The organism is Aestuariibacter sp. A3R04 (assembly GCF_018860805.1).
In the GTDB taxonomy this organism is placed as follows: Bacteria; Pseudomonadota; Gammaproteobacteria; order Enterobacterales; family Alteromonadaceae; genus Alteromonas.
In genome coordinates this window covers 392,440-406,458 of the sequence record NZ_JAHKQR010000011.1, presented here as the reverse complement: position 1 = coordinate 406,458, position 14,019 = coordinate 392,440, and the positions used below count along the sequence as shown (strand labels likewise).

The 14,019-nt window shown below is 46.9% G+C and carries 15 protein-coding genes; 9 read left to right on the top strand and 6 right to left on the bottom strand.

All coding sequences use genetic code 11. From position 1 onward, the window contains the following. Positions 1-75 precede the first annotated feature (75 nt). From rsxD to nth, 4 genes are all read left to right on the top strand, one after another. Positions 76-1,149: an electron transport complex subunit RsxD gene (gene rsxD, locus KO518_RS11180; RefSeq protein ID WP_216025917.1), complete on the top strand. Its 1,074-nt coding sequence runs from the start codon at positions 76-78 to the stop codon at positions 1,147-1,149. After that, a complete protein-coding gene (rsxG, locus tag KO518_RS11175; RefSeq protein ID WP_216025916.1) occupies positions 1,146-1,796 on the top strand; it encodes an electron transport complex subunit RsxG in 651 nt (216 codons plus the stop codon). The genes rsxD and rsxG overlap by 4 nt, the downstream gene beginning before the upstream one ends. Further along, on the top strand, positions 1,789-2,481 hold the full coding sequence (locus tag KO518_RS11170) for an electron transport complex subunit E (protein WP_216025915.1): 693 nt from the start codon (positions 1,789-1,791) through the stop codon (positions 2,479-2,481). The genes rsxG and KO518_RS11170 overlap by 8 nt, the downstream gene beginning before the upstream one ends. A gap of 69 nt (positions 2,482-2,550) precedes the next feature. Further along, the gene (gene nth, locus KO518_RS11165; protein ID WP_216025914.1) at positions 2,551-3,246 is read left to right on the top strand and encodes an endonuclease III; all 696 of its coding nucleotides are present in this window, start codon (positions 2,551-2,553) and stop codon (positions 3,244-3,246) included. Positions 3,247-3,310: 64 nt separating this feature from the next. Here nth and KO518_RS11160 read toward each other — a convergent pair whose 3' ends face one another. Next, positions 3,311-4,105 carry an SDR family NAD(P)-dependent oxidoreductase gene (locus KO518_RS11160; RefSeq protein WP_216025913.1) on the bottom strand — a complete coding sequence of 265 codons (795 nt, stop codon included), beginning with the start codon at positions 4,103-4,105 and terminating at the stop codon, positions 3,311-3,313. A 223-nt stretch (positions 4,106-4,328) separates the two neighbouring features. Between KO518_RS11160 and KO518_RS11155 the strand changes: the two genes are divergently transcribed. Beyond that, positions 4,329-5,252, top strand: coding sequence for a LysR family transcriptional regulator (locus tag KO518_RS11155; protein WP_216025912.1), 924 nt, complete (start codon positions 4,329-4,331; stop codon positions 5,250-5,252). A gap of 1 nt (position 5,253) precedes the next feature. Here KO518_RS11155 and KO518_RS11150 read toward each other — a convergent pair whose 3' ends face one another. Next, positions 5,254-5,745, bottom strand: coding sequence for a retroviral-like aspartic protease family protein (locus tag KO518_RS11150; protein WP_216025911.1), 492 nt, complete (start codon positions 5,743-5,745; stop codon positions 5,254-5,256). Between the two features lie 316 nt (positions 5,746-6,061). On the opposite strand from KO518_RS11150, the gene KO518_RS11145 reads away from it, so the two are divergent. Both KO518_RS11145 and glpQ read left to right on the top strand, forming a co-directional pair. After that, on the top strand, positions 6,062-6,421 hold the full coding sequence (locus KO518_RS11145; RefSeq protein ID WP_216025910.1) for a hypothetical protein: 360 nt from the start codon (positions 6,062-6,064) through the stop codon (positions 6,419-6,421). A 194-nt stretch (positions 6,422-6,615) separates the two neighbouring features. Continuing rightward, positions 6,616-7,620, top strand: coding sequence for a glycerophosphodiester phosphodiesterase (gene glpQ, locus KO518_RS11140; RefSeq protein ID WP_216025909.1), 1,005 nt, complete (start codon positions 6,616-6,618; stop codon positions 7,618-7,620). A 30-nt stretch (positions 7,621-7,650) separates the two neighbouring features. Here the strand turns inward: glpQ and KO518_RS11135 are convergent, their stop codons facing one another. Next, entirely contained in the window at positions 7,651-8,070 is a 420-nt protein-coding gene (locus KO518_RS11135) for a CreA family protein (protein ID WP_252736175.1), read from the bottom strand. Between the two features lie 122 nt (positions 8,071-8,192). Next, positions 8,193-9,056: an OmpA family protein gene (locus KO518_RS11130; RefSeq protein WP_216025907.1), complete on the bottom strand. Its 864-nt coding sequence runs from the start codon at positions 9,054-9,056 to the stop codon at positions 8,193-8,195. Positions 9,057-9,293: 237 nt separating this feature from the next. On the opposite strand from KO518_RS11130, the gene rnt reads away from it, so the two are divergent. Beyond that, positions 9,294-9,929: a ribonuclease T gene (gene rnt / locus KO518_RS11125; protein ID WP_216025906.1), complete on the top strand. Its 636-nt coding sequence runs from the start codon at positions 9,294-9,296 to the stop codon at positions 9,927-9,929. Between the two features lie 30 nt (positions 9,930-9,959). On the opposite strand, the gene KO518_RS11120 is transcribed toward rnt, so the two are convergent. Beyond that, entirely contained in the window at positions 9,960-10,565 is a 606-nt protein-coding gene (locus KO518_RS11120) for a peroxiredoxin (RefSeq protein WP_216025905.1), read from the bottom strand. 202 nt (positions 10,566-10,767) lie between these two features. Between KO518_RS11120 and KO518_RS11115 the strand changes: the two genes are divergently transcribed. Further along, positions 10,768-10,962, top strand: a complete 195-nt coding sequence (locus KO518_RS11115) for a (2Fe-2S)-binding protein (protein WP_216025904.1) — start codon at positions 10,768-10,770, stop codon at positions 10,960-10,962. A 2-nt stretch (positions 10,963-10,964) separates the two neighbouring features. Here the strand turns inward: KO518_RS11115 and KO518_RS11110 are convergent, their stop codons facing one another. Next, complete coding sequence (locus tag KO518_RS11110) at positions 10,965-13,808, bottom strand: TonB-dependent receptor plug domain-containing protein (protein ID WP_371742304.1); 2,844 nt, start codon at positions 13,806-13,808, stop codon at positions 10,965-10,967. Between the last annotated feature and the right edge of the window lie 211 nt (positions 13,809-14,019).

Sequence of the window (14,019 nt, the reverse complement as noted above, 5' to 3'; positions counted from 1 at the left end):
AAAAAGCGCATTGCTGCTGCGGTGGCAAAAGCCAAGGCCAAGCGTGCCGCGAAACAACAAGAGAGCGACTAAGTCATGAAACTAACCTTGTCCAGCTCACCTCATCTCCACTCGCACCGAGATACCTCACAGATTATGCGGTGGGTTATGATCGCCATGATCCCTGGATTAACAAGCCAGATTTATTTTTTCGGCTGGGGCGTGGTAGTTCAATTACTGCTGGCGACAGTAACCGCACTGATCACAGAAGCAGGAATTCTGGCACTGCGCAAGAAGAATATTGAACGGCATCTCAGCGATTACAGTGCTGTACTTACCGCCTGTTTACTTGCGGTAAGTATCCCACCTACCCTGCCGTGGTGGATGACCATCATCGGTGCTTTTTTTGCCATCGCCATCGTCAAACAATTATATGGGGGACTGGGTTACAATTTATTTAATCCTGCCATGGTTGCTTACGTGGTGTTATTGATATCATTTCCAGCAGCTATGACACAATGGGCGCCTGCTGCCCAAGGCGGCACAACAATGAGCTTTACCGATTCTGCGTTTCTTATTTTCACCGGATTTACGCAATCGGGTATGGACTCAACCCAGCTTACAAACCTGGTGGATGGCGTCACGTCAGCCACGCCTCTCGATTATGTAAAAACGGGGCTGACACAATCGCTGACGTATACAGAACTCTTGTCTTCAGATCTCTTTCGCAACAGTGGCCCCTTTCAAAGCAGTGCCGTAGGATGGGCCTGGGTGAGTATTGCTTACTTGCTCGGCGGATTACTTTTGCTACAACGACGCGTGATTAGCTGGCATATTCCCGGCAGTATGGTGCTGAGTGTACTTATTTTTTCATCCTCACTCTATTTGCTAGATGGCGATCGCTTCGCCTCACCACTCTTTCACCTGATAAACGGCAGTGTATTGTTTGGCGCATTTTTCATTGCCACGGATCCCGTCTCAGCCTCGACTACGCCAAAAGGGCGAGTCATATTCGGTGTCCTGATTGGTTTTTGGATTATTGTAATCAGAAACTTTGGCGGATACCCTGATGCCGTGGCTTTCGCCGTTATTATTATGAATATGGCTGTACCGCTTATTGACTACTATACCCGACCGCGCACTTACGGCCATAAAAAGGGGAAAGTATGAAGAACACCATAAGCAAGAACGGCCTTATGCTTGGCGCATTTGCGGTAGTAACCACCGCGTTAATCGCACTGACCTTTTTTGGTACCGAAACAAGAATTAAAGAGCAACAGAAAAAACGTTTACTCAGCGTACTGAATGAAGTGGTACCAGCTCATTACTATGACAATAAACTGTACGCCGATTGTACAGAAGTTATTGACCCTTTACTGGGTAATGAAACCGAGCATCATGTTTATCGCGCCCGCATACAGGAGACGCCCGTTGCACTTGCGCTGGAAGCTACGGCTCCCGACGGCTACAGCGGTAACATTGAACTGGTAATTGGAATAGACACCAGCCTGACCGTGCTTGGTGTTCGCGCGGTTGAACACAAAGAAACACCAGGACTGGGCGACAAAATAGATATGTCAGTGAGCGACTGGATTACCGCCTTTAACGGCAAAACTTTATCCCCTGCTTCAGAAGAAAAATGGCAGGTGCAAAAAGACGGTGGACAATTTGACCAATTCACCGGGGCAACCATTACGCCGAGAGCTGTCGTGTCTGCGGTAAAACGAACCCTGCAATACGTAAAGGAAAATCAGTCCAGCCTGTTCCAGCAACCCGTGAGTTGTTATTCGCAAAACGATGGAGACAAACATGAGTGAATGGAAAAACCTCATCGTCGAAGGGCTGTGGAAAAACAATCCAGCATTAGTGCAATTACTGGGGCTTTGCCCATTGTTGGCAGTTACCGCTACCCTAGTTAACGGGCTCGGTCTTGGTTTGGCCACCACTTTGGTATTAGTGGGGAGTAATATCACTGTTAGTCTGGTGCGAACCATTGTTCGCAATGAGATCCGCATACCGGTTTTTGTGATGGTAATCGCAGCATTTGTAACCATTGTTCAATTATTGATGAACGCATTTATCTATGATCTTTACCTCACGTTGGGAATTTTCATCCCGCTTATTGTCACCAACTGCGCCATTATTGGCCGGGCGGAAGCCTATGCGTCGAAAAATCCGGTGCTTCCTGCTGCACTCGACGGAGCCATGATGGGAGCAGGTTTTACCGTCGTTTTAGTTATACTGGGCGGCATGAGAGAGATACTGGGCTCTGGCTCTCTGTTGGCTGGCGCTGACAGGCTTTTTGGGCCGATAGCGGCAAACTGGACAATCTCCCTGTACACCACCGAGCACCCCTTCTTGCTTGCCATTTTGCCCCCCGGTGCTTTTCTTGGCATGGGGTTATTGATTGCCGTTAAAAATATCATTGATGCAAAGCTGGCAACCCATCAACAACCAGCAGAAAAGACAGTTACGCGGATACGGGTAACCAGCGAAAGTTGATTGCCTGAAATGATACGTTAATAACGATAAAGCGATGCCGCCACAGGCATACGAAAAGAGATGTGCGAAATGAATGAACACACGCCCCCGCTATCTAAAAAAGAAAAGGTCCAAGCGATTATTGCCATTCTCGATGACCTCTATCCGGAGATACCTATTCCCTTGGATCACAAGGATCCATACACGCTGCTAATAGCCGTACTATTGTCTGCCCAGTGTACCGACGAACGAGTAAACCAGATAACCCCAAAATTGTTCGCCAAGGCTGATAATCCTTACGACATGGTCATGCTCAGCATTGAGGAAATCAAGGCCATCATTCGCCCCTGTGGGCTCTCGCCAATGAAATCGAAGGGCATTTGGCACTTATCGGACATGATAATAAAACAACACAATGGTCAGGTACCAGCGGATTTCGCGGCGCTTGAAGCCATGCCTGGCGTAGGACACAAAACCGCTTCTGTAGTTATGTCCCAGGCATTCGGCATACCAGCTTTTCCCGTGGATACGCATATTCACCGGCTTATGTACCGATGGGGTCTGTCGAACGGAAAGAGTGTGGAGCAAACTGAGCGAGACGCAAAGCGTCTGTTTCCTCGGGAAAAGTGGAACGATCTTCACCTTCAGATGATTTACTACGGCAGAGAGTATTGTCCTGCCCGTGGTTTTTCCTTGGAAAAGTGTGTTATCACTCGTCAATTCGGACGTCGTAGCTTCATAAACGAAGTGCTAAAAGAGAAAGCAAAAAAGCAAAAACGCGGCTAACCTCACACCGCGCTTTTCGAGTTTCCTATGCTCCCTTCAGCAGGCCAATGTCAACCAAGCCAGCTTACCGATACACCCCGTGAATGGCATCAACTACCGCTGCGACCTTACGTTCACAGGCTGAATCGCCGTGAGGCGCAGTGAATTGTTGACTGTCATTGTCAAAGTACTTACCTGAACTGTGCTCAAATTTTGTTGATGTCAGAGCCGCCTCTAAGATTGCAGCACCGATAGATAAATCATTGCCGGACACCCCAAAGCCCTCTTTCACCATTTTACTCGCCAGTAGAGAGCCGGGATTTACCGCTACACTTACCTGCGGTGGTACTAACTGCGTCGCCAACCATTGCGACCACATGGTTAAGGCTAACTTACTCTGTGCATAGGCCTGAAAATCATCGCGAGTTGATGTTTCCCCGATAAGCAGTGATATATTCACCGGCGCCTGTGCTGCAGACGATACATTTACAACTCTTGCATGGGTAGATAACACCGGCACCAAGGTCTCTGTAAGCAACGCAGGAGCAATAGTGTTTACCAAAAACCTGGCATCCAGGCCTTGAGCAGTAACGGGATTTTTCAATTTTAACACGCCGGCGTTATTGAGTACGCCGTCGATTTGTGTACCTGTTTGCAGAATCTTCTCTGCCAAATCTCGTATGTCCCTGAGGTTGGTTAAATCGGCACAAAAAGAAGATACACTGCCTTGCGAAGGTATTGTCATTAATGTTGCCTGCACACGGGCAATTTTCTCCTCGCTACGACCGTGGAACAAAACGTTATGGCCTGCATAGCGAAGGCGCTTTACCGTTTCAAAACCAATGCCGTCTGTTGCGCCTGTAATTAAAAATGTCTTCATAAAACCTCCGTTGATAAAACCAAGACCGCGCAGGCCTACAGTGTGCTCCGTTTAAATATTGGATATCACTATCCCTGACCTCCCAGCTTCTTTATCAGTTAGAAAACCACCTGTCTGTGGAAAACTATGTAGGAAGGTACAACACGTATTGAAAAGTATAGAGTGAATGAGTTAAATTGATAATTAACCACAACGAATAATTACTTTTCTGATTTTATTGATAATGAACATTGCTCATTTACAACTCTTCGTACGTATAGCTTCTACTCAAAACATCAGCGCGGCTGGAGAAGAATTAGGCTTGTCCCCTGCTGTCTCCAGTGCCCATATCAACAAACTGGAAAGTACCCTTGGGGTGAGATTACTACACCGCACTACCCGAAGTGTGTCGCTCACAGAAGAAGGCAAAGCCTTTTTACATCACGCCGAAGATGTGCTCGACAGCGTAGAAGCGGCAAAAGCATCCGTCGGCGCAGGCAGTACATCTCCCGCCGGTACGCTGCGGATAACAGCACCTGCGTCGTTTGGAAGAATGCATTTATTGCCCGCTTTGCAATTGTTTATGCAAGAATTTCCCAGATTAACCGTCGATCTCAAACTGTCCGACACCATCATTGACTTAGTTGAAGGGGGGTTTGATATCGCTATACGAAACTCCGAATTAAAAGATTCTAGTTTGATAGCGAGAAAACTCGTGAACGACAGGCGAGTCTTGTGTGCGTCACCCGAGTATTTACAGCGAAATGGCGAACCGAAACAACCCGATGATCTCAAACATCACTGTTGTATCGTACTTTCGGGTATGGATACATGGCATTTTAAAACAGAAAACGGCGAACGTGCACTGAAAGTCAACGGTACGTTTAAAACAGACAACGGCGAGGCCATAAGGGACGCCTGCCGCATGGGCATAGGCATTACCGTGAATTCGACCTGGAGTGCTTATGAAGAATTAGCCCAAGGTAAACTTGTAGAGGTACTACCTACTTTTCCATTGGTATCACACACCGCAATCTGGGCTGTTTATCCTTCCTCCCGACTGCTTGCGCCCAAAGTCAGAGCTTTCATCGATTTCTGCTCGGACTATTTCAGTGGTGTTCCATATTGGGAAAAAGCGTTAACAGAGAATGTAAATACTCAACAATAAGTTATTTCTTCTGAGCTATCATATCACTACAACCACCCAGTACGAGCTGAGACGATGTGATGGTGATTGGTGCTGCTTTCATTAATGCATTGATGCCCAGTATGTTGGCGCCACCAGGCATCACAGCAACATCAATAGGGCCAATTTCACAGCGACCGTCAATACTCACAGAACCAATTTGATATCTGGCGACTTTTTGAATCTTACCATTGGCCAGCCGGGCCGCCATGGGAGACAGAATCATCCCCTCAGATACTTTTTTCCATTTTTTGAAAGTGGCTTCATTCAATGTCAACAGCCCGGAGCCCGTATCTACCAGAAAAGATGCCGAAACCATTTCATCGATGACGACATCCACATACAAGGTTCCACCACTGTGCCTGGACAATGAAAATGGTTCTGTTTGTCCATACGCCTGACCCGCCAGAAGGATAAGTAAAAAAGTACTTAAAACAAGAAAACTTGAACCTACTTGCCCATTACTGACGTTCACTCTACACACCCACAAACGAATTAATCTGAATACTTACTATGGGAGCAACTCAAAGGCCACTTTGTTAACGTTTTGTTTCTTATGGAAAAGTAATTTCATCTTACCACCGCCGCGCACCACAACAATGCACAACCAACCAAAAAGCACCGAAACAGTGCGCAGCGGTCGTTTGTCTTGCAGAGATAAACTTTTATCAGAGCTGGATTAGCCTCTATTGATAGCTATTAACTATCGCGAGAGATACTTTTCAACAATCAATGACAAATTTTATACTACTAAAGGTTAATTTTAACGCGATTAATTAAGGACACTTGTAATGAAATTGTTAGTATTTTTCATTTCTTCAACACTCTCATTTACTGCGATAAGCGCAGCAAATGCTAACCCCTCCAACGCGTCACAAGACACGGTAAAAGTACAAGTTGTGGATTATTCAGGTAAACCACCTTTTAAACGAGAGGTCATCATGTTGCCTGTTGCTGACGTTGCTAAATTGGAAAATGCTCAGGGTGATACCCCTACTGAATATGCCGAGGTCAGAACAGTAGTCATGCGCGGCAAACCCCCGTTCAGGCGAACCGTAGAAACACTGCCGGTTTACGATGTCGCTCAACTCGACGTAGTAAAGAACCAACCTCCTGTTAAAGCAGGGAAACCACCATTTAAGCGGCACTAATAATCCCTCCCCACCGTCAGCCTTCAAGGCTTTTTAGCTGCTCGCTGACGGTTTATCCTTTTCAGTTATCACATTTTTGTCTTTTTAATGTGCTAGCGTGCCAAAATTCGGCGCGATGTGTTGTCCACTATCAAAAAAATACACATGCGCCCCTTTTTCACAACGCCCAGAAAAAACAACACAAAGGAAAAAATATGGAAAATTACCGTCTACTGGTATTGTCGTTGGTGCTTACCGTCTGCCACCATTTTCCAGCATCTGCATTCGATGTCATCGCTCACCGAGGCGCATCTGGTTACCTTCCAGAGCACACACTGGAAGCTACCACACTGGCTTTCGCGCAACGCCCGGACTACATTGAACAGGATGTAGTCATCACTAAAGACGGAGTTTCCGTGGTGCTTCACGACATACACCTTGAAACAGTCACTAACGTTGAGGAAATCTTCCCGCAGAGAGCTCGTGATGATGGCCGCTGGTACGCGCTGGATTTCACCCTTGATGAATTGCGCACACTACAGGTTCACGAACGTACAAATGAAAACGGCACACCAGTGTTTGCCAGTCGTTACCAGGGAAACAACGCCCAGTTTCGCATCGCTACCCTTGATGAACACATTGAACTCATACAGCAATTAAACCGCAAGTTTGGCAGACAAACCGGTTTTTATACCGAAATTAAATCTCCTGCATGGCACCGGGCTCAGGGTGTGGATATCTCTGCCATTGTTTTAGCACAACTACAAAAACGCGGCCTGACCTCCCCTACGTCCAAGCTTATTATCCAGTGCTTTGATTTCAACGAAGTCAAACGGCTAAGAGAGACATTCCACTACAAAGGTAAACTGGTTCAATTGTTAGGGGAAAACGCGTGGGGAGAGTCAGACACAGACTACAGTGCACTGATGACGGTAAAAGGGATGAAAAAAGTCGCAAAATACGCCAACGGGATCGGCCCCTGGATCCCTCAACTCCTTGATAGTCACACCGCGTCGTCAGACTCTGTAAAAACGCCAGACTGGTTGCGCACCGCACAATCCCTGAAACTCATGGTCCATCCCTACACCTTTCGAACCGACGCCTTACCCTCGGGCTTGAGTGAAGAAGCACTGCTAACTATACTAACTGAACAATTGAAAGTAGACGGTGTATTTACTGATCACGTTCCGCCAGTAACAAGTTTTATCTACGCTCAATAAACAACCTCCCCGCAGCCGGAGCCACGTCGTTTATTCTGACGGCCTGAACGCTTCGGTTTGCCACAGGGGAACCGTTGATAAACTGTGTTTAAAGCTACCGGATGTTTCTTTGGTACTGTAGGTGAGATATATCAGGGTTTGCGCGTTCTTATCGAAAATACGCCTGAGTTTCATGTTCTTAAAAAACAGACTTTTTGATTTTTTGAATATCACCTCACCGGAATCAGACTTGTCGATTGCTTCGAGCATATCAGCTGTAATAGGACCAGTTTGTCTGCAGGCTATGGCACTATCGGAAGGATCTGAGATATCTAAATCCGCTTCAATACTGGAAATGTGACAGGTTACACCGGTGACAACCGGGTCTTGAAGGGCGTCAATTTTAATGTCTTTTGTAGTAAATAAGCCCAGGGATACGTCGCCGACTTCATTGTCACTGCAACCAGCCATAAGCCCTAGTATAGCCGCCAGTAACACTTTACTTTTGTCAATGTTAAACACCTTCATATACCGTCCCACGTCTAAAAGGAACAGGGTATACGATTACCGCCGCTCAACACCAGCCCAGCGTGCTAACTTTTCGATAAACGTACCACAACTCTGCGGTTCAATGCCCGGGCATCGCTATTAGTGTTTTCTGAGATATGGCGCTTTTCGCCGTGCCCCGTCACTTCAATGCGCGAGGCATCCACTCCAATGGCGGTGAAGTATTCTTTCACTTGATTAGCCCGTCGTATAGACAATTGCTCGTTATTCCACCTGCCGCCATAACTGTCCGTGTAACCATCGAGGAGGACTAATTCAAGACCAGAGTCTTCCTTGAGATACTCACCTATCATGTTGAGCCTTTTTTGAGAATACTTGCTAAGTGCAGTACTGTTTTTTTCGTACGAAAGCACAGTGTACGCAATATCTTCGAAACTGTAAGGCAGTAATTTTGAAACGCAGTTGACGAAGTCGTGATAGACAGGCGCAAAATTACTGGCGTTAAGCGCCACGGCTACCTTGTCGTAATCATTGTACCAATCCTGATAATATATAGTGGGCCAAAACCCTTTTTCCAGCTCGCTGAGCATAGTCCAGGCAGCGTCCTCTGGCAGGTCACCGCTGTACTGGGTGCGCAGGGTCATATCAGCAATAGTTTTTGGTGTTGCACCTGGCATCCATTTCGGCGGCACTGAATATACAGCTGCTACGCCAAATTTCTTCGGTAACAAACGCATATCCAATTCAAATTCCATATTCAGTTGTTTAGAAGCTACACTGGAAAAAAGCGCCTTCCCGTACCCTGGTACAGGGTGAGACAAAGTGCATTGGAGCCTGTTTTGTTCTTGCATTACCCAATCTGAAGATTCCACTGGGGCAGCGTACTGACGCATAGCACCGTGACTAAGCGCTGAATACAGAATCAGAAAAACAGTAAGGGTTCTTTTCATAAGTGAATCCTAAAGCGAGATCGGGGATACAATATTGTTATCGTCATTTACTGGAAAAAGTTTAGCATACTGGCCGGGGCAAATGATGTTCCAATTGTACAATCTGCCGACGCTACTCAGATAATCCATACAACGGTAGATACCTTGAAGTTATCCTGCGATAATTACTTCCTTGTTGTGAATACAGCCTAAATTTAGCGTAAATACACGCGATTTGCGAAAGGATAATCAAACTTTATGTCTGATAGTGCTGCGGCATTAAAATGTCGCTTCAGAGGGTACTTCCCTGTTGTCATAGATGTCGAAACCGCAGGGTTTAATGCCGGCTCAGATGCGTTACTTGAGATAGCTGCCGTTACGCTTTCCATGGATGACAAGGGTGATTTACATCCTGACAAAACAGTCCATCATCACGTTAAGCCCTTCGAAGGGGCAAATCTAGAAGCTGCCGCGCTCGAATTCAATGGCATCGATCCTCAGTGCCCACTGCGAGGCGCCATCGATGAAAGCGATGCAATGAAGGATTTGTGTAAGCAAATTAGAAAACTGCAGAAAGATGCTGATTGTCAGCGTTCAGTCATTGTTGCCCACAATGCCGCATTTGATCAGGGTTTTGTGAATGCAGCCATTCAGCGAAGTAATATAAAGCGCACGCCGTTCCACCCGTTTGTGTCGTTCGATACTACGACCTTAGCGGGACTCGCTGTGGGGCAAACAGTACTGGTAAAAGCATGTCGGGAGGCGGGTATCGCCTTTGATCAGAGCGAGGCACACAGTGCATTGTACGACGCACAACGCACTGCGGAGTTATTCTGTTTTATCGTCAATCGCTATAAGCAACTCGGTGGCTGGCCTTTAGCGACTGAAGAGTAAAAAAGCCGGCATCAAATGCCGGCTTCCTTCTTATAAATTATCCGCTTGCTCTGACAGATATTTCGCTACACCGTCAGGAGATGCGTCCATACCCGCTTTCCCTTCAGTCCAACCTGCAGGACACACTTCACCGTGTTCTTCGTGGAAGCTAAGTGCGTCTACCATGCGCAACATTTCATCAATGTTACGACCCAGTGGCAAATCGTTCACTACCTGGTGACGTACCTGACCTTCCGCGTCAATCAGGAATGAGCCACGGAACGCAACGCCAGCTTCAGGATGCTCAACGTCGTAAGCCTGACATATTTCATGTTTCACATCGGCTACCAGAGTGTATTTTACTGGACCAATACCGCCTTGATTTACCGGCGTATTTCTCCACGCATTGTGAGAGAACTGAGAATCAATAGACACACCAATTACTTCCACACCGCGCTTTTGGAATTCTTCATAACGCTTGTCAAACGCAATCAGCTCAGAAGGACAAACAAATGTAAAATCCAGGGGATAAAAGAAAATTACTGCTTTTTTACCTTTGATTGCGTCACTTAACGTGAAGCTATCAACAATTTCACCACTACCTAGTACTGCCGCAGCAGTAAAGTCAGGGGCCGGACGACCTACCAATACGCTCATAATATTCTCCATCTGTAGTTTTTATACCTTAAAAGGTACAAGGTATATGTGTGCTCTTGGCAAAAAGCCAAGGTAACACTAAAAATTTATTTTATTACATTTCAATGAAATAAGCATTTTTCCCGTAAGACGCTTTTAGTCCTCTTGCCATTGACACTAATAACAACTATTATCATTAACGATTAGTTTTAGAGGATATTTCATGTACGTATGTATGTGTTACGGTGTAACAGACAAAGATATTGCTCAGGCAGTGGAACATGCGGGTGTTGGCAATATGCGTGAACTCCGTCACCACCTCGACGTCGGCGCACAGTGCGGCAAATGCATTCAAATGGCCCAGCAAATCATCGATGCCACTATTGTTGACGAGTCCTTATTTAGAGAAGTCTGCTAAAACTAAAACGCCACTTTCGCCTGAAAATAGGCAAAGCCTCCGTTGATTCCAGACGGCGATGTGGGCGGATATAATGCCCCCGCTACTCCTAAATGTGGATTCTTGTCTGGAAACTGATTAAACAGATTGGACGCACCAAAAATAAGCGTGGTGTTTTCTGAGAAATGCCACGTAAATTCGGCGTCCAGTGTTACCGTGCTACCACTATTGATATCTAAGCCCGCCGCAGCGTCGAGATGGTCTTCATAAAAACTGCCGTAATAATTCATTCGCCACAGCATCGTAAAGGCCTGCCAATGCTGACGAAGCGTCATGCTCCCCCGTACCGACGGCAGGTTTTCTTCTAACATGCGAACCCGTTGCGGTGTAAGGCTGGGTACAAGAATGCGTTCTCCCGACTCTGCTATCTGCGGAAACGACGACAATCGTTCCACATGGGTATCCGTCCAATTTACCGAAGAAGTAAAGGCATGAGTCAGGCCCATTGCTTCGAAGCGATAATTGAAAACCAGATCCACTCCCTGAGTACGGGTATCAAAATCATTTGCAAAGTACTTTATTGCATTGTAGTTCGCTGCTTCAGCATGCCCTTCAGCCACCAAAGCTGCTATAGCAGAATCTGTCAGGGGAATTGCGGAAGTCGTACTAATGCGGTCTGTCAGATGAATATTAAAATAGTCCAGTGTAAGGTAAAGGTCTTCATCCCAAAATGCCACCACTCCCATACTAAAATTTCGCGAAGATTCCGGCGTTAACGGCTCAGCCCCTAACGACTGAGAAATAGGATGAGTTGGTGGTAAGGTCGCGTGGTCTTCTAATCCGGTAGACGAAAACGCAGTGGTAATGTTAATGACATTGCTTTGTCCCACGGTGGGCGCTTTAAACCCAGAACTAACTGAGCCCCGCAACGAAAATACATCGCTCAGGACGTACCTGGCATTGAGCTTTCCGTCGAGGGTTGAGCCAAAATCGGAGAAACGCTCCCCTCTTAGTGCTACCGCCCACTGCCAGTTTTCAGTGAGGTAGAATTCGATATCGCCGTAGATAGCCCAATTATGCCGACTCCAATGCCCCTGAGAAACGGGCTGATAACCTGGAAAACCGTTTGAACCGATACCAAAACCCGTCGTCCTGTTTTCCGTTTTTACCTGAGCAAATGGACCGGCTATCCAGGATGCTTCGTCACCTTGGGACTGGCTGTAGGTTTCTCTGCGCCATTCAACACCCAGTGCCATACTGATGGGATTAGCGGTCCAGCCGGAGAAAAACCGCGAGAAATCCAGGTTAACCGTACGTTCAACCTGGCTTACCGCGCCGGGAGAAAAATGCGTGGGTGATGCGGGTCCCAAGGAGGGATTAACCGTATCTTCAAGATTAAAACGTACGTTCGAGTAGCCAATGCTGCCACTTAAGTCAAAGATCCAATCGTCATTTAATGCGCCACGTATACCACTAAAAAACGCACCGTCTTTAATCACGCCGCCAAATCGAGGTGTAAAACCACCGGGAAACCACTCGTTAAATGAGAAACAATTTAGACCTACATCTGAGTACTCATCGGCAATCAACAAATAGGCAGGGTCATCAAGTATATTGTCATCAACAATAGGTACCGTGGGACAGGTCACGCCCTGCCCTTCACCATCGAGATCGGCCACTAACAATTGACTGGAAGGACTGTTCGGATCGAGGAATACCCCTAAGCGCAATTGAGGATGACGGTAGTAAAAACCACCGCTCACTTCCCGTCGTGCGGCTGTAGCAAAGGAATAAAATGCTATGTCATCTGTAACTGCTGTCTCACTGTTGAAAGCTAACTTCCATTCACTGTTAACTTCAAGTGCTCCCCAATTTTGGGCTGGCGAGGATACGTAAACATTGCCGGCATCAATGAGCGTCTGAGCATCGTCGCGCTGAACAGCGCGATGGGTATCATTCTGTTGCCGGTACTCTGTCGTAATGTTGAGAAAGCCCTCTGCCATCGCATAGCCTTTGTTAGCCTGAATTTGCAGTACTTCCCCATCCCCTTCAAGATGCTGACCGGTCTTTACGGCAAAATACCCCGCCTCAGCCTCGTCATCTAGGACAAAATTGATCACGCCGGCAATGGCATCTGAACCATACTGGGCTGCAGCTCCATCTCGTAACACTTCAACCTGCTTCATACTTGCGGCAGGAAGCACAGAAATATCAGGCCCCTGGGCTCCATCGGACAATCCACCACCGAGAAAGGTAATAACCGCAGAGCGATGGCGGCGCTTTCCGTTGACCAAAATAAGCGTGTGGTCAGCGGCCATCCCTCGCAGGTTTGCTGGACGCACCAAGCTGGCCGCGTCGTTAATTGGCTGATCGTTTACATTCAGCGATGGCACTGTCGCCGACAGCATACTTAAAACGTCTGTGGCCCCCTGAGACTGCATCGCGTTGATGCCGATAATATCCAGAGGCACCGGAGACTCAACTACCGAACGCGGTGCACTGCGGGTACCCACGACAGCAATTCGCTCAATAGAAAAACCAATGTTGTCATTAATTCTTGTAACCGGCCCCCGAGGCAAAATTGTTTTAGGTCTCTCTGGCGCGGCTTTGACTACCAACATACCCGTGGCATCAATTTGAACTGCCAGGGGCGTCCCTGCTAATAGTAATTGCAAACCTTCTTTCAGCGTGAAAGTACCCGACAGCCCATTGGCTTTGATCCGCTCGGCCATTTCAATGGGAAACAACAACGTGGTATTCGCCTGTTTGGCAAATTCCGTGAGCGCTTCATCAGCCTGCTGAGGATTGATGTCAAACTGAAAGGTTTGTTGTGCTAAGGAAAACCCGCTCCAAGATGCGGCGAGCATTGATAAGCCCATTACAATCAAACGGTTGGAATTGATGGCTCTCATGAAGGCTTAACGATATTTCCGTTGGTTGTTAAATAGAAAACAAACATTATCTGCATGATGTGATAAAGGTAAACCGCAAGGGTACAGCCGTTTTAAAAAGAAATGAAACGCCATGTCTGCGAAGCCTTTTACCTATTCCAATGTAATAACAATTCAATATACTATA